Genomic DNA, 14,399 nt, shown 5'->3' with positions numbered 1-14,399 from the left:
ATGGCATGACCCTGGGAGGGCTTCCGTGGAGATCCTGGCTTTCGGTGTGCAGGCCGACGAGAAGCCCCTGATCGAGCGGGCCTTCCAGGGCCACGCCGAGGTCCGCTGCCTGGACGTCTTCCTCAACGCCGACACCGCGCCCATCGCCGCCGGGCACGAGATCATCTGCACCAGCGTCAACTGCGACCTAGGCCACCAGGTCCTCCAGACCCTCGCCGCGGGCGGCACGCAGATGGTCGCCCAGCGCTCCACCGGCTTCAACAACATCGACCTGGAGGTGGCCGAGCGGCTCGCCATGACGGTCGCGCGGGTGTCGTACTACTCGCCGTACTCCGTCGCGGAGTTCGCCTGGACCCTCGCCATGGCCGTCAACCGCCGGGTCGTGCGCGCCTCCACCCGCACCCGCGACTTCGACTTCCGCCTCGACGGACTGATGGGCCGCGACATGCACGGCCGCACCGCGGGCGTCCTCGGCACCGGCAAGATCGGTGAGGCGTTCGCCCGGATCGCCCACGGCTTCGGCATGAGGCTGCTCGGCTGGGACGTCGCCGAGAACCCCGCCTGCGTCGCCCTCGGCATGGAGTACGTCCCCAAGGAGCGGCTCCTCGCCGAGTCCGACGTCGTCTCCCTGCACGTCCCGCTGCTGCCGCAGACCCAGCACCTCATCGACGCCGCCGCGCTGAAGTCGATGAAGGACGACGCCGTCCTGGTCAACTCCAGCCGCGGCGGCCTGATCGACACGGCGGCCCTCGTCACCGAGCTGCGCGCGGGCCGCTTCACGGGCGTCGGCCTCGACGTGTACGAGGCGGAGGCGGGCCTGTTCTTCCTCGACAAGTCCCTCCAGGCCATCGAGGACGACACCCTGGCCCGCCTCGTCACGTTCCCCAACGTGCTGGTCACGTCCCACCAGGCGTACTACACCCAGGAGGCCGTCGGCCAGATCGTCGAGGCCACCGTGGAGAACGTCCTCGACTACCGCGCGGGCCGCCGCTCCGACAACGTGCTCGTGCCCCGCAGCTGACCCACCAGTTCCCGCACCACCCCGGCGCCGTCCAGCGTCAGCACCGACTCCGGGTGGAACTGGACGCTGGCGAAACCGGGCCCGCGCAGCGCGTGCACCTCACCGTCCGCGCTCCGGCTGACCTCGACGCCGTGCGCGGCCAGCTCGGCGGCGGCCCCGTCGTCGCAGCCCGCGACGAAGCTGTTGTAGAAGCCGACGGTCTCCCGCCGCCCGAACAGGTCGACCGTCGTCTGCGCCCCCTGGTACGGCACCCGCTTGCGGACGATCCCCAGGCCCAGCTCCGCCGCGATCAGCTCGTGCCCGAGGCACACCCCGAGCACCCCGTGCCGGTGGACCCGCACCACCTCGGCGGTCAGCTCCCGCAGGAACCGCATCTTCGGGTCGGTCAGGTCGCGGGGGTCACCGGGCCCGGGGCCCAGCACGACCAGGCCCGCGTGCCCGAGCACCGCCTCCCGCAGCCCCGGCTCGTCGTACCGGCGCAGGGTCACCTCAAGCCCGCCGGAGCGCAGGACGTGCGCGAGCATCGCCGTGAAGGTGTCCTCCGCGTCGACGACCAGGGCGTGCCCGTCCAGCACGGCGGCGGGCTCCTGCATCCGCAGCCAGAACGGCGCCAGCGAGGCCCGGCGCCCGTCCAGCGCGGCCCGCACCCGGGGGTCGTCGGCCAGCCCCGGCCGCACCGCCTCCGCACGCGGCCTGGACGGCCGTACCCCGAGCGCCGCCAGCACCCCGGCCGCCTTGGCGTGCGTCTCCGCCACCTCGCCCGCCGGGTCCGAGCCGCGCACCAGCGTGGCGCCGACGGGGACCCGCAGCCGCCCGTCGCCGGAGATGTCGGCGGTGCGGATGAGGATGGGGGAGTCGAGGGTCTGCGCGCCCCCGGAGTCCCGCCCGAGCAGCGCCAGCGCCCCCGCGTAGTAGCCCCGCCCACCGACCTCGTGCCGCTCGATGACCCGGCAGGCGTTCTGCACCGGCGACCCGGTGACGGTCGCCGCGAACATCGTCTCCCTGAGCACCTCCCGCACGTCCAGCGAGGACCTGCCGCGCAGCTCGTACTCGGTGTGCGCGAGGTGCGCCATCTCCTTCAGCCGCGGCCCGACGACGACTCCGCCCATGTCGCCGACGGTGCACATCATCTTCAGCTCCTCGTCCACCACCATCGACAGCTCCTCGATCTCCTTGCCGTCGGCGAGGAAGGAGAGCAGGTGCTCCGGGGTGGGCCCCTCGGCGGGATAGCGGTACGTCCCGCTGATCGGGTTCATCACGACCGTGCCGCCCGCCATCCGCACGTGCACCTCGGGACTCGCGCCCACCAGCGTGCGCTCCCCGGTGTGCACCACGAACGTCCAGTACGCGCCCCGCTCGCCCTCAAGGAGCCGCCGGAACAGCGCGAGCGCGTCGGCTCTGCCGAAGCCGGGGATCTCCCCCTCGTAGGTCCGCCGGATGACGAAGTTCGCCCCCTCGCCACGGCCGATCTCGTCCCGCAGCACGCGTCCGACGATCGCCTCGTACTCCTCGTCGGACACGTCGAAGCCACCGCCCTCCACGCGCACGTCGTGCGCCGGGAGCTGCCGGAGCGCCTCGTCGAGCGGGACCTCGTACGTCTCCTCCGGGACCAGGACCGTCAGCGGGGTGCCGTCGTCGCGGACGTCGAAGCCGCGCTCGCGGATCTGCCGGAACGGGATGAGCGCCAGCCCCTCGTCGGGCAGGTCCGCCAGCCGCTCACGGGTGACGGCGGGGCCGACCAGGACCTCGACGGTGTCGTGGTCGCGGCCCGGGGTGCGGCGGCGCAGCAGGGCGAACGGACGGGGGTCGTGCAGCAGGCCGAGCAGTTTCATGGGTCCGGGCTCCTTCTCGGTTCGGTGACGAGAGGGCGACCCCGGAGAACGCCGAAGGCCGCCTCTCGGGCGGCCTTCGCGGAGTTCGTGTGCGCGCGATTCAGTGGGCCGCCGAAGGAGCGGTCCACCACCAGTTCTGGGTCGAGTGCGCGAACATGACACGGACCCTACCCCATGTCCGCGGACCGTACCCCGCGTCTCATTTGCTGAGCAGCGGGCGGTGGCCCCGACACGACCCCGTAATGTGGGGGACGTGACCGTGAACGCTAAGACCAGCGCCACCGCTGGCAACACCTGGCGAGACCTGCCCGCGGCGCAGCAGCCCGAGTACCCCGACACCGAGGCTCTGCGCGCAGTGATCGCGGACCTCGAGTCGTATCCCCCGCTGGTCTTCGCGGGCGAGTGCGACCAGCTGCGCGCCCGGATGGCGGCCGTCGCCAAGGGAGAGGCGTTCCTCCTCCAGGGCGGCGACTGCGCCGAGTCGTTCGACGCCGTGGGCGCCGAGCAGATCCGCGCCAAGCTCAAGACCCTGCTCCAGATGGGCGCCGTGCTGACGTACGCCGCGTCCGTGCCGGTGGTCAAGGTCGGCCGGATCGCGGGCCAGTACTCCAAGCCCCGCTCCAAGTCGACCGAGACCCGCGACGGCGTGACCCTGCCGTCGTACCGCGGCGACTCCGTCAACGGCTTCGACTTCACCGAGGCGGCCCGCGTGCCGGACCCGGAGCGGCTGAAGCGGATGTACCACGCGTCGGCGTCCACGCTGAACCTGGTGCGCGCCTTCACCACCGGCGGCTACGCCGACCTGCGCCAGGTGCACGCCTGGAACCAGGACTTCGTGAAGTCCTCCCCCTCCGGGCAGCGCTACGAGCAGCTCGCGCGGGAGATCGACAACGCGCTGAACTTCATGCACGCCTGCGGGGCCGACCCGGAGGAGTTCAAGACGGTCGAGTTCTACAGCTCCCACGAGGCGCTGCTGCTCGACTACGAGTCCGCGCTGACCCGCGTCGACTCCCGCACCGGCCAGCTCTACGACGTCTCCGCGCACATGGTGTGGATCGGTGAGCGCACCCGGCAGCTCGACCACGCGCACATCGAGTTCGCCTCGCGCATCCGCAACCCCATCGGCATCAAGCTCGGCCCGACCACGTCGGCCGAGGAGGCGCTCCAGTACATCGAGCGCCTCGACCCCGAGCGGGAGCCGGGCCGTCTGACGTTCATCGTGCGGATGGGCGCCGACAAGATCCGCGACCGGCTGCCGGAGCTGGTGGAGAAGGTCACCGCGTCCGGCGCCACCGTGGCCTGGGTGACCGACCCGATGCACGGCAACACCTTCGAGGCGGCCTCCGGGCACAAGACCCGCCGCTTCGACGACGTGCTCGACGAGGTCAAGGGCTTCTTCGAGGTCCACAAGGCGCTCGGCACCCACCCCGGCGGCATCCACGTGGAGCTGACCGGCGACGACGTCACCGAGTGCGTGGGCGGCGGCGACGAGATCTTCGTCGACGACCTCCACCAGCGGTACGAGACGGCCTGCGACCCGCGCCTGAACCGCAGCCAGTCGCTGGACCTGGCGTTCCTCGTCGCGGAGATGTACCGGGACCAGTAGGGGACCGGTGGCGGGGGCGCCTGTTACCGGCGTGTTGAGTGGGGCGCGGATCACATACGATCCGCGCCCCACTCACCTTTTGCGCCACCTGAGCGACGGGTAAGGTTAGGTTAGCCTCACCGATCAAGGGTCGGTACGGCACGACCCTGATCCCCGTCGGGAGGTGAACCCGCGTGTACGTGTGCAGTTGCTTCGGTGTCACCGAGCAGCAGGTCAGGCAACATGCGGAGGACGGAGCCTGCACGCCCCGCCAGATCGCCTCGGCCTGCAAGGCGGGCACCGACTGCGGCGGCTGCGTACGCCGTATCCAGGCGCTCCTCGGCCGGGGCAACTGCCCCCGCCGGGAGCTGGCCGACCAGGGCAGGTCCCCGCTGGCCGACGTGGCGAACCAGCCCGCCGCCGTGCGCGTGACCGCCGAGGCGGCCTGAACCGGCCGCTTCAGTGGGTCGAGAAGCCGCCCGTGCCGGGTCCTGAGGAGTCCGGCTGGGACTGCTCGATGAGCGTCGACAGGTACAGCGACTCCCCCAGCTTCTCGATCAGGTCGAGCTGGGTCTCCAGGTAGTCGATGTGGTGCTCCTCGTCGGCGAGGATCGCCTCGAAGATGTTGGCCGAGGTGACGTCGCCCTTGGCGCGCATGACCTCCACCCCGCGCCGCAGCCGGTCGATGGCCTCGACCTCGATCTGCCGGTCCGCCTCGAACATCTCCGTCACCGTCTGCCCCACGCGCACGTGGAACAGCCGCTGGTAGTTGGGCAGGCCGTCCAGGAGCAGGATGCGGTCGGTGAGCACCTCCGCGTGCCGCATCTCGTCGAACGACTCGTCGCGGGTGTACTTGGCGAGCTTCGTCCACCCCTTGTGGTCCTGCAGCTTCGAGTGCAGGAAGTACTGGTTGATCGCCGTCAGCTCGGCGGTGAGCTGTTCATTGAGCAGTTCAAGGACCTCGGGGTCGCCCTGCATACGGGGCTCCTTCCACGTGAGGACGTCGGAACGGGGAGGTTGCCGCCGCATGATTGCACCGGCGTCGAAGATCGTCCAGTAAGTGCGCACTTAGTAAGTAAGTGTATACTTAGTGCTAGTTGACCGTTTTGAGGTGACCCTGGTCCTGTGCACCGGCCGGGTTCTGTCAGGATGGGGACATGGGTCATCCGGTGGAGCGCGAAACAGGGGAAGCAGCACGGTCCGAGCTTCCGCCGGGGCAGCGAGTGCAGCGTGGCTGGCCGGTCACCCACTACGGTCCGGTGCCCAAGTTCCGGCCCGAGCGCTGGGAGTTCCGGGTGTTCGGCGCCACCGCCGACGGCGACAAGCACTGCTGGAGCCACGAGGAGGTCACGGCCCTGCCGTACACCACCGTGGTGGCCGATCTGCACTGCGTGACGAAGTACAGCATGTTGGGCGCGGAGTGGGGCGGCATCCCGGCCCGCACCATCCTCGACATCGCGCCGCCCGCCCCCGACGTCACCCATGTGATGGTGTGGGCGGAGTACGGCTTCAGCTCCAACCTGCGCCTCGCGGACTTCACCGCCGAGCGCACGATCTTCGCCACCCACCGGGACGGCGAGCTGCTCACCGCCGAGCACGGCTTCCCCCTGCGGCTGATCGTGCCCCACCTGTACGCCTGGAAGGGCCCGAAGTGGGTCCGCGGCGTGGAGTACATGACGGCCGACCGCCGCGGCTTCTGGGAGGAGCGCGGCTACCACAACATCGGGGACCCGTGGCGGGAGCAGCGGTACTCGTACCAGGAGGAACCGGGGGAGGGCCCCGAGCTGTAGGGGCCCCTCAGCGGGTCTGGCCGTCCCGGAGCTTCTTCAGGCGCTCCACGTCCGCCGCGTGCCCCTCCTTGCCGCCCGGCGTCTCGATGACCAGCGGTACGCCCTCGGTGGCGGGGTGGGTCATCAGCGCGCGGAACGGGTCCTCGCCGATGTGACCGGCGCCGATGTTCGCGTGCCGGTCCTTGTGGGCGCCCACGACGTCCTTGGAGTCGTTGGCGTGGATCAGCTTCAACCGGCCCTCGCCCACCGTCTCCACCAGCAGGTCCAGGGTCTGGTGCATCCCGCTCGGGCCGGTCAGGTCGTGCCCGGCGGCGAAGACGTGGCAGGTGTCGAGGCAGACGCCCAGCTTCGGGTGGGCGTCCAGCGCCTCGAAGTACGGCCCGAAGTCCCAGGTCCGCGAGCACAGCGAGGAACCCTGGCCCGCGGTGGACTCCAGCAGCAGGTACGGGTCGTCGTCGTGGGTCAGCTCGTCCAGCAGCGGCAGCAACCGCTCCCGCACCTGCCGCAGGGCGACGGACCGGTCCCGGCCGCCGGTGGCGCTGCCGGTGTGCACCACCACGCCGAGCGCGCCGATCGCCCGCCCGCGGCGCAGCGAGTGCCGCAGCGACTCCACCGACCTCTCCACGGTCGCCTCGGTGTGCGAGCCGAAGTTGATCAGGTACGGGGCGTGCACGTACGCCGGTATCGACTCCGCCGCGCAGGCGGCGCGGAACGCCTCGTCCTGCCGGGGGTCACCGGTCGGCGTGGCCCACCCGCGCGGGTTGGCGACGAAGACCTGCACGGTCTCGGCCGCCAGCTCCCGGGCGTAGGCGAGGCCCACGGTGTTCAGCCCACCGGCGACGGGGACGTGTCCGCCGACGGGATTGCGCGAAGTGCTCACGTACGACCCTTGCCCCGCCTGTTGTGCATGACTCAGCCGATCTTGATGGTGATCGTGGAACCCTTGGGCGCGGTCTCGCCGCCCTCCACGGACTGGCCCTTGACCGTGTCGCTGAACAGCCCGAGCAGCCCGCGGTCCTCGTCGACCTCGAAACCGGCGGCCTGGAGCTTGTCCTTGGCGTCCCCGACGCTGTCCCCGACCACGTCCGGGACCTCGACCATCTCCGGGCCCTTGGAGACCGTCAGCGTCACCGTGTCCCCCTCGGCGGCCTCGCTGTCGGCGCCGGGCGACTGCCGGGCCACCTGCCCGGCGTCGTGCTCGGAGTTGACCTGCTCGTCGGCGATCCGCACCTTCAGACCGGCCTCCTGGAGTTCCGCCCGGGCGTCGTCCAGGTCCTCGCCGACGACGTCCGGCACGTCGACGGGGCTGCCCTTGCTGACGGTGAGCGCGATCGCGGAGCCCGAGCGCAGCTCCGTGCCGTTCTCCGGGTCGGTGCCGATCACGAAGCCCCTCGGCACCTCGTCGCTGAAGGCGCGGGTGACCATGCCGGGCTCCAGGCCCTCCTGCTTGAGCACGGTCCTCGCCTTGTCCAGCCGGTAGCCCGCCAGGTCGGGCACCTTCACCGTCTCCGGGCCGCGCGAGATGGTGAGGGAGACCGAGCCGTTGCCGCGGATCTTGCTGCCCGGGGCCGGGTCGGTGCTGATGACCGTGCCGCGGGGCACGGTGGCGCTGTACGCGCGCTCGACCTTCCCGACGTCCAGACCGGCGTCGGAGAGCCGGTCGCGGGCCTCCCGCTCGGTCTTCGCCAGCAGCGGCGGGACCTTGGTGAACTGGCCGGAGTTGATGTACCAGACGCCCGCGCCGAGGCCGAGGGCCAGCAGCACGGCCGCGACGATCGTGAGGACCCCGCGCCGGGGCAGCCGGGCCGGGTGCGCGGCGGCAGCGGCGGCGCGTCGAGGCGGCTGGTGAGGTGGGGGCCGTACGGCTCCGGCTCGGCCGCGTCGACGGGGTCGCCGGGCAGCGTCCGCGGCACGGTGAGCGAGCGCGGGAGCACGCTGGTGCGGTCCTCGGCGTTGTCATGGACGTGGTCCGCGCCGAGCGCCCGCGGCGGCACCAGGTCCAGCTCCTCGTCGCTGAGCGCGCCGCGCGCCGTACGGGCCTCGGCGAGCAGCGCCACGGCGTCGTACGGCCGGATCTCGGGATTGCGGGCGGTGGCGGAGGCGACCAGCTCGTCCAGCGCGTACGCCAGGCCCGGCACCAACGCCGAGGGCGGCGGCACGTCCTCGTGGAGGTGCTTGTAGAGGACCGCGGCGGCGGAGTCCCCGTCGTGCGGCTTGCCGCCGGTGAGCATCTCGTAGAGGACGACCCCGCACGCGTACACGTCGACCCGGGCGTCCGCGCGACCGCCCTGCTCGATCTGCTCGGGCGCGAGGTAGGAGACGGTGCCGAGCACCGCGCCGGTGGTGCTGGTGACCGTGTCCACGGACCGTACGAGTCCGAAGTCGGCGACCTTGACCCGGCCGTCGTCCCCGATGAGCACGTTCTCCGGCTTCATGTCCCGGTGCACGAACCCGGCGCGGTGGGCGGCGCCGAGCGCGGCGAGCACCGGCTCCAGGATGTCCAGCGCGGCCCGCGGCTGGAGCGCGCCGCGCTCGCGGAGCACGTCGCGCAGGGTGCAGCCCGCGACGTACTCCATGGCCAGGTAGACGTACGCCCCGTCCGTCCCCTGGTCGAACACCTGGACGACGTTGGGGTGGGCGAGGCGGGCGACCGACTTGGCCTCGCGGATGAAGCGCTCGACGAACGTGCCGTCCGCCGCGAGCGACGGGTGCATGACCTTGACCGCGAGGACGCGGTCAAGCCGGGTGTCCACGGCCCGGTAGACGGTCGCCATCCCGCCGACGGCGATGCGCGCCTCGATGCGGTAGCGGCCGTCGAGCACCTGCCCGACGAGAGGGTCCTGAAGGGTCGTGTCCACGCAGGCGAGTCTACGAGCAGCGACTGACAGACCCGCCCGCTTGCACCAAGATCGCACCAGACCTGAGTCACACCTGTGACGCAACGCACGAACGGAAACCCGCCGACGGTGCTCAGCCACCCACGGGAGACCCGAACTTGTCAGCCGACTGGAAACGGGCGGTGCGCGGGTGGGAGAAGAACCCGGTCAGGGCAACGCCGGTTCAGAACGCGGGCCGCTCAGGGTCGAGAACCGCCAAGCCCTCCGCAGGAGACGACGCCGAGGCGAACCGCCGCCGCGGAATCCGACCCGCCCGCCACGCGAGCCGCCCCGCCTCCACCCCGTGCCGCATGGCGTCGGCCATCAGCACCGGCTCCTGCGCCCGCGTCACCGCCGACGCCAGCATCACCCCCGCGCACCCCAGCTCCATCGCCAGCGCCACGTCCGACGCCGTACCGGCCCCCGCGTCGAGGATCACCGGCACCCCCGCCCGCTCCACGATCAGCTCGAAGTTGTGCGGGTTGCGGATGCCGAGCCCCGACCCGATCGGTGACCCCAGCGGCATGATCGCCGCGCACCCGGCGTCCTCCAGCTTCCGCGCCAGCACGGGATCGTCGTTGGTGTACGGCAGCACCGTGAACCCGTCGTCGACCAGCGTCTCCGCCGCGTCCAGCAACTCGATCGGGTCCGGCAGCAGGGTCCGCTCGTCGGCGATGACCTCCAGCTTCACCAGGTCCGTGCCGAGCGCCTCCCGCGCGAGCCGGGCCGTCAGCACGGCCTCACCGGCGGTGAAGCACCCGGCGGTGTTGGGCAGCACCCGGATGCCGAGCCGGTCGAGCACGGACAGCACGGAACCCCGTACGGACGGGTCCACGCGCCGCATCGCGACGGTCGTCAGCTCGGTCCCGGAGGCGACCAGCGCCCGCTCCAGCACCTCCAGGCTGGGCGCCCCGCCGGTGCCCATGATCAGCCGGGACGTGAAGGCCGTACCGCCGAGGACGAAGGGATCGTCGGCCATGGTCAGCCTCCTTGGACGGCGGTGAGGACCTCGACGCGGTCCCCGTCGGTGAGGGACGTCGTGGCCCACTGCGCGCGCGGGACGACGGTTTCGTTGACGGCGGCGGCCACTCCGGACGGCGCCGCGGTGAGCGTCCTGACGAGGACGTCGAGAGCCGTGCCGGGCGCGACGCTCCGGGGCTCCCCGTTGACGGAGATGTTCATGCGGGCGACTCCATGAGGGCCGGGGTTCCTGAGAAGCGCTGGGGGGTGAAGGGCCGGGCCACCTCGGGCAGCTCCCCGGTGGCCAGCACGTGCGCCATGGCGTCCCCGGTGACGGGCGTGAGCAGGACGCCGTTGCGGTAGTGCCCGGTGGCCAGCAGCAGCCCGTCCAGCGCGGTCGGGCCGAGCAGCGGCGCGTTGTCCGGGGAGGCGGGACGCAGTCCCGCGCGGGTCTCCGTCAGCGGCAGTTCGGTGAGGCCCGGCACCAGTTCGTGCGCGTCGCGCAGCAGCTCGTACACGCCGCCCGCGGTGACCGTGGTGTCCCAGCCGAGTTCCTCGCTGGTGGCGCCGACGACGAGTTCGCCGTTCTCGCGGGGCACCAGGTAGACGTGGCTGCCGCGGACCACCGCGCGGACGGTGCGGGTGAGGAACGGCGCGTACCGGCGCGGCACGGTCAGCCGCAGCACCTGCCCCTTCACCGGCCGTACGGGGGGCAGTACGGCGCCGGGGACGCCCGCGAGCCGCCCGCTGAGGCTGCCCGCCGCGAGGACCACCTGCCCGGCGCCCAGCGGATCGCCGTCCCGCGTGAGCACGCCGGTGGCCCGGTCCCGCGTGACGGTGAGCCGCTCGGCCCAGGCGCGGTGGAGGACCACGCCCGCCCGCTCGCAGGCGGCCACCAGCGCCGCAGAGAGCCGCCGCGGGTCGATCTGGTGGTCGCCGTCCACCCGCAGTCCGCCGCGCACGCCCGGCGCCAGCATCGGCTCAAGACGGCGGCAGTCCCGGCCGGACAGCCACTCCGATTCCAGCCCGGACTGCCGTTGCAGGGCGTGCAGTTCGCGCAGCTCGGCGCGGTCGTCGGCGTCCAGCGCGACGGCGAGGGTGCCGTTGCGGCGGTAGCCGAGGTCGTGGCCGGTGAGGTCGGTGAGTTCCGCCGCGAAGTCGGGGTAGCGGCGGGCGGAGGCGAGGTTCAGACCCAGCAGGGTCTGCTCGCCGTAGTGGAGTTCGGTGACGGCGGCCAGCATCCCGGCCGCCACCTGCGCGGCCCCGCCGCCCGGCGCGGGATCCACGACCGCGGTGGTGAGCCCGCGCTGCGCGGCCCGCCACGCGGTGACCAGTCCGATGACTCCGCCCCCGACGACGAGGACGTCTGACGTACGCGACATGGGCGTCCAGCCCCTCCCTTCGCCGGCATGACCCGGATCAGGTTCGTACGGTCGGAGGCCGCCAGCCTCCCTCTCAGCCCGGTGCGTCCGGGCTCCCGCGAGTGCTTTACGTTGGCCACCCACCCTAGCCGCTGCCACGACGTCTCTGTAAGGGAGCCTCCCGTATGCCCCGTTCGCTCGACGGCCTCGTCCTCGCCCCGGTCGCCGACCAGGCCCCAGGTCAGGTCGGCACCCGCACCCGGTTCACGTACCACGAGGAGGACGGTGAGATCTGGGCGGAGTACGCGGGCGGGGACGTCGTACGCGGCCATCTGGTGGGCACCCGGGACGGGGACCGGCTGGACTTCCGGTACGTCCAACTCAAGGAGGACCGGACGACGTCCTCCGGGCACTGCGTGTCGACCGTCGAGGAACTCCCCGACGGGCGGCTGCGGTTGACGGAGACCTGGGAGTGGGAGTCCCAGGAGGGCAGTGGCACCAGCGTTGTGGAAGAGGTCACGGAGTCCGCCTCCTGACCGACCTTTCAGCAGGTGTCTATGGTGATCAGGTGAGCGAGCAGACGCAGGCACGGACAGGGTCCACGGCACGGCGCGTGGTCGTCGTCGGCGCGGGCATGGCCGGGGTCCAGACCGCGGTCGCCCTGCGCGAACAGGGCTTCACCGGCGAGGTGACCCTGATCGGCGCGGAGCCGCACCAGCCCTACGACCGGCCGCCGCTGTCCAAGGCCGTGCTGCTCGGCAAGGCCGAGGACTCCGCCTTCGACGTCGACTTCGAGGCGCTCGGCATCGAGCTGCGGCTCGGCCGCGAGGTCCTCGGCGTGCGCCCCGCCGACCACGAGCTGGACACCGGCGCCGGGCCCGTCCCGTACGACGTCCTCGTCCTCGCCACCGGCGCCGAACCCGTGCCGCTGCCGGGCACCGAGGGCGTGCCCGGGGTGCACCTGCTGCGCACCCTGGACGACGCCGGGCGGCTGCGGCCGGTGCTGGCCCGGCAGCACGACATCGTGGTCGTCGGCGCGGGCTGGATCGGCGCGGAGTTCGCCACCGCCGCCCGGGAGGCGGGGTGCGCGGTGACGGTCGTGGAGGCCGCGGAGCGCCCGCTCGCCGGTTCGCTGCCCGCCGAGGTGGCCGTGCCGATGGCGTCCTGGTACGCCGACAGCGGGGCCGTCCTGCGCACCCACGCGCGCGTGGCGCACGTCGAGCCCGGCGTCGTGGTGCTCGCCGACGGCTCCCGGCTGCCCGCGGACGCCGTGGTCGTCGGCATCGGCGCCCGTCCCGCCACCGCCTGGCTCGCCGGGTCCGGCATCGAGCGGGGCGCCTGGGGCGAGGTGGTGGCCGACGACCGGCTGCGCGCCTCCGCGCCCGACGTGTACGCGGTCGGTGACTGCGCGTCCTTCCCGTCCGGGCGGTACGGCGAGCGGCTCCTCGTCCACCACTGGGACAACGCCCTCCAGGGCCCCCGCACGGTCGCCGCGGACATCATCGGGGAAGCGCCCGCCGCCTACGACCCGGTGCCGTACTTCTGGTCCGAGCAGTTCGGGCGGTTCGTGCAGTACGCGGGCCACCACCCCGCCGCCGACACCACGCTGTGGCGCGGTGACCCCTCCGGACCGGCGTGGACGGTGTGCTGGCTGCGCGAGAACCGCCTGGTCGCCCTGCTGGCCGTCGGGCGCCCCCGCGACCTGGCCCAGGGCAGGCGCCTGATCGAGGCGGGCACGCCGATGGACCCGGGGCTGCTGGCCGACCCGGCCCGCCCCCTGAAGTCCGCGACCGCCTGACGGCCCGCCGTCCGCCCAGGTGGGCGGGGCTGACTTCCGACTGTCAGTGGGGGATGGCAGGCTTGTTTCCGTGACCGAGATTGACGCAAAGATCGATGCTCTCGTCCCCGCCTGGCTCACCCTTCCCGACATCGCCGAGATGCTCGACGTCGAGGTGACGCGCGTGCGGCAGTTGGTGAAGGAGGGCCAGCTGATCGCCGTGCGCCGCGGGGAGAACCGCGCGCTGCACGTCCCCGCCGCCTTCATCGACGGGGACAAGGTCGTCAAGGGCCTGTCCGGAACCCTGACGCTCCTGCGGGACGACGGCTTCACCGACGAAGAGATGCTGGAGTGGCTCTTCACCCCCGACGAGAGCCTGCCCGGCACACCCGCGCAGGCCCTCAGCGAGAATCGCGGCACGGAGGTGAAGCGCCGCGCCCAGGCGCTCGCCGTCTGATCCGACGAACCACCCTGGTGTACGGGCCGGGCCCTTTCGGCCCGTACACCACCGACCACGGGGGACGACGCATGTCCGCAACCGCCCGCGACCAGCTCGCCGACGCCCGGCTCTACCTGTGCACGGACGCCCGCAGACGCCAGGGCGACCTGCCCGAGTTCCTGGACGCGGTCCTCGCGGGCGGCGTGGACGTCGTGCAACTGCGCGACAAGGGCATGGAGGCGGCCGAGGAGCTGGAGCACCTGGCCGTCTTCGCCGAGGCCTGCGCCCGGCACGGCCGACTGCTCGCGGTCAACGACCGCGCGGACGTCGCCCACGCCGCAGGCGCCGACGTGCTCCACCTCGGCCAGGGCGACCTGCCGGTCCCCGCCGCCCGCGCCATCCTGGGCGACGAGGTGCTGATCGGCCGCTCCACCCACGCCGAGTCCGAGGCCGCCGCCGCGGCCGTCCAGGACGGCGTGGACTACTTCTGCACGGGCCCCTGCTGGCCCACCCCCACCAAGCCCGGCCGCCACGCGCCCGGCCTTGACCTGGTCAGGTACACGGCGGGGCTCGGCACCGACCGCCCCTGGTTCGCCATCGGCGGCATCGACCTCGGCAACCTCGACGAGGTGCTCACGGCGGGCGCCCGCCGCGTCGTCGTGGTCCGCGCGATCACCGAGGCGGACGACCCGGGCGCCGCCGCGGCCGAGTTCGCCAAGCGGCTGCGGGCGGCCGGGTAGGGCCCGTCGTCTCAAGCA

At 72.5% G+C, this 14,399-nt stretch carries 15 protein-coding genes, 1 pseudogene and 1 riboswitch; of the genes and pseudogenes, 8 read left to right on the top strand and 8 right to left on the bottom strand.

Annotated elements, in window-relative coordinates; translation table 11 throughout:
- The first annotated feature begins 25 nt into the window (after positions 1–25).
- Positions 26–1,021: a 2-hydroxyacid dehydrogenase gene (locus ACFQZ6_RS09295; RefSeq protein WP_381606538.1), complete on the top strand. Its 996-nt coding sequence runs from the start codon at positions 26–28 to the stop codon at positions 1,019–1,021.
- On the opposite strand, the gene ACFQZ6_RS09290 is transcribed toward ACFQZ6_RS09295, so the two are convergent.
- Complete coding sequence (locus ACFQZ6_RS09290) at positions 973–2,853, bottom strand: anthranilate synthase family protein (RefSeq protein WP_381606536.1); 1,881 nt, start codon at positions 2,851–2,853, stop codon at positions 973–975. The genes ACFQZ6_RS09295 and ACFQZ6_RS09290 overlap by 49 nt on opposite strands.
- Before the next feature lie 100 nt (positions 2,854–2,953).
- A complete protein-coding gene (locus ACFQZ6_RS09285) occupies positions 2,954–3,010 on the bottom strand; it encodes a trp operon leader peptide (RefSeq protein ID WP_350718967.1) in 57 nt (18 codons plus the stop codon).
- A gap of 96 nt (positions 3,011–3,106) precedes the next feature.
- Between ACFQZ6_RS09285 and ACFQZ6_RS09280 the strand changes: the two genes are divergently transcribed.
- Positions 3,107–4,459, top strand: a complete 1,353-nt coding sequence (locus ACFQZ6_RS09280) for a class II 3-deoxy-7-phosphoheptulonate synthase (protein WP_381606534.1) — start codon at positions 3,107–3,109, stop codon at positions 4,457–4,459.
- A gap of 173 nt (positions 4,460–4,632) precedes the next feature.
- The gene (locus tag ACFQZ6_RS09275; protein ID WP_381606532.1) at positions 4,633–4,887 is read left to right on the top strand and encodes a (2Fe-2S)-binding protein; all 255 of its coding nucleotides are present in this window, start codon (positions 4,633–4,635) and stop codon (positions 4,885–4,887) included.
- A 10-nt stretch (positions 4,888–4,897) separates the two neighbouring features.
- Here the strand turns inward: ACFQZ6_RS09275 and bfr are convergent, their stop codons facing one another.
- Entirely contained in the window at positions 4,898–5,416 is a 519-nt protein-coding gene (gene bfr, locus ACFQZ6_RS09270) for a bacterioferritin (protein WP_381606529.1), read from the bottom strand.
- A gap of 179 nt (positions 5,417–5,595) precedes the next feature.
- On the opposite strand from bfr, the gene ACFQZ6_RS09265 reads away from it, so the two are divergent.
- Positions 5,596–6,228, top strand: coding sequence for a sulfite oxidase-like oxidoreductase (locus tag ACFQZ6_RS09265; RefSeq protein WP_381606526.1), 633 nt, complete (start codon positions 5,596–5,598; stop codon positions 6,226–6,228).
- 7 nt (positions 6,229–6,235) lie between these two features.
- Here the strand turns inward: ACFQZ6_RS09265 and ACFQZ6_RS09260 are convergent, their stop codons facing one another.
- From ACFQZ6_RS09260 to thiO, 5 genes and pseudogenes are all read right to left on the bottom strand, one after another.
- A complete protein-coding gene (locus ACFQZ6_RS09260; RefSeq protein WP_381606524.1) occupies positions 6,236–7,108 on the bottom strand; it encodes a deoxyribonuclease IV in 873 nt (290 codons plus the stop codon).
- Between the two features lie 32 nt (positions 7,109–7,140).
- A pseudogene (pknB, locus tag ACFQZ6_RS09255) lies at positions 7,141–9,086 on the bottom strand (Stk1 family PASTA domain-containing Ser/Thr kinase).
- A 202-nt stretch (positions 9,087–9,288) separates the two neighbouring features.
- Positions 9,289–10,083 carry a thiazole synthase gene (locus ACFQZ6_RS09250; RefSeq protein WP_381606522.1) on the bottom strand — a complete coding sequence of 265 codons (795 nt, stop codon included), beginning with the start codon at positions 10,081–10,083 and terminating at the stop codon, positions 9,289–9,291.
- 2 nt (positions 10,084–10,085) lie between these two features.
- Positions 10,086–10,286 (bottom strand): sulfur carrier protein ThiS, encoded by a 201-nt coding sequence (gene thiS, locus ACFQZ6_RS09245; protein WP_381606520.1) that lies wholly within the window; start codon positions 10,284–10,286, stop codon positions 10,086–10,088.
- Positions 10,283–11,446 carry a glycine oxidase ThiO gene (thiO, locus tag ACFQZ6_RS09240; protein ID WP_381606518.1) on the bottom strand — a complete coding sequence of 388 codons (1,164 nt, stop codon included), beginning with the start codon at positions 11,444–11,446 and terminating at the stop codon, positions 10,283–10,285. Before thiO ends, thiS begins: the two co-directional genes overlap by 4 nt.
- Positions 11,444–11,555: riboswitch (TPP riboswitch) on the bottom strand. Its footprint overlaps the gene before it by 3 nt.
- Before the next feature lie 55 nt (positions 11,556–11,610).
- On the opposite strand from thiO, the gene ACFQZ6_RS09235 reads away from it, so the two are divergent.
- The 4 genes from ACFQZ6_RS09235 (at position 11,611) to thiE (ending at position 14,381) form a co-directional block, all read left to right on the top strand.
- The gene (locus ACFQZ6_RS09235) at positions 11,611–11,961 is read left to right on the top strand and encodes a hypothetical protein (RefSeq protein WP_381606516.1); all 351 of its coding nucleotides are present in this window, start codon (positions 11,611–11,613) and stop codon (positions 11,959–11,961) included.
- A 32-nt stretch (positions 11,962–11,993) separates the two neighbouring features.
- Entirely contained in the window at positions 11,994–13,223 is a 1,230-nt protein-coding gene (locus ACFQZ6_RS09230) for an NAD(P)/FAD-dependent oxidoreductase (RefSeq protein ID WP_381606514.1), read from the top strand.
- A gap of 70 nt (positions 13,224–13,293) precedes the next feature.
- Entirely contained in the window at positions 13,294–13,659 is a 366-nt protein-coding gene (locus ACFQZ6_RS09225; protein WP_031483328.1) for an Rv2175c family DNA-binding protein, read from the top strand.
- A gap of 71 nt (positions 13,660–13,730) precedes the next feature.
- Positions 13,731–14,381: a thiamine phosphate synthase gene (gene thiE / locus ACFQZ6_RS09220; protein WP_381606511.1), complete on the top strand. Its 651-nt coding sequence runs from the start codon at positions 13,731–13,733 to the stop codon at positions 14,379–14,381.
- Positions 14,382–14,399 lie beyond the last annotated feature (18 nt).

The organism is Streptomyces flavalbus, assembly GCF_042674625.1.
Lineage (GTDB): Bacteria > Actinomycetota > Actinomycetes > Streptomycetales > Streptomycetaceae > Streptomyces > Streptomyces flavalbus.
This window is presented reverse-complemented; position numbering and strand designations above follow the sequence as displayed.

What these genes read in the sequence shown, in the direction of transcription:
- ACFQZ6_RS09290 (WP_381606536.1), bottom strand. Translation starts at nt 2,853, where the DNA reads ATGAAACTGCTCGGCCTGCTGCACGACCCCCGTCCGTTCGCCCTGCTG.
- bfr (WP_381606529.1), bottom strand. Translation starts at nt 5,416, where the DNA reads ATGCAGGGCGACCCCGAGGTCCTTGAACTGCTCAATGAACAGCTCACC.
- ACFQZ6_RS09265 (WP_381606526.1), top strand. Translation starts at nt 5,596, where the DNA reads ATGGGTCATCCGGTGGAGCGCGAAACAGGGGAAGCAGCACGGTCCGAG.
- ACFQZ6_RS09250 (WP_381606522.1), bottom strand. Translation starts at nt 10,083, where the DNA reads ATGGCCGACGATCCCTTCGTCCTCGGCGGTACGGCCTTCACGTCCCGG.
- thiS (WP_381606520.1), bottom strand. Translation starts at nt 10,286, where the DNA reads ATGAACATCTCCGTCAACGGGGAGCCCCGGAGCGTCGCGCCCGGCACG.
- thiO (WP_381606518.1), bottom strand. Translation starts at nt 11,446, where the DNA reads ATGTCGCGTACGTCAGACGTCCTCGTCGTCGGGGGCGGAGTCATCGGA.
- ACFQZ6_RS09235 (WP_381606516.1), top strand. Translation starts at nt 11,611, where the DNA reads ATGCCCCGTTCGCTCGACGGCCTCGTCCTCGCCCCGGTCGCCGACCAG.
- thiE (WP_381606511.1), top strand. Translation starts at nt 13,731, where the DNA reads ATGTCCGCAACCGCCCGCGACCAGCTCGCCGACGCCCGGCTCTACCTG.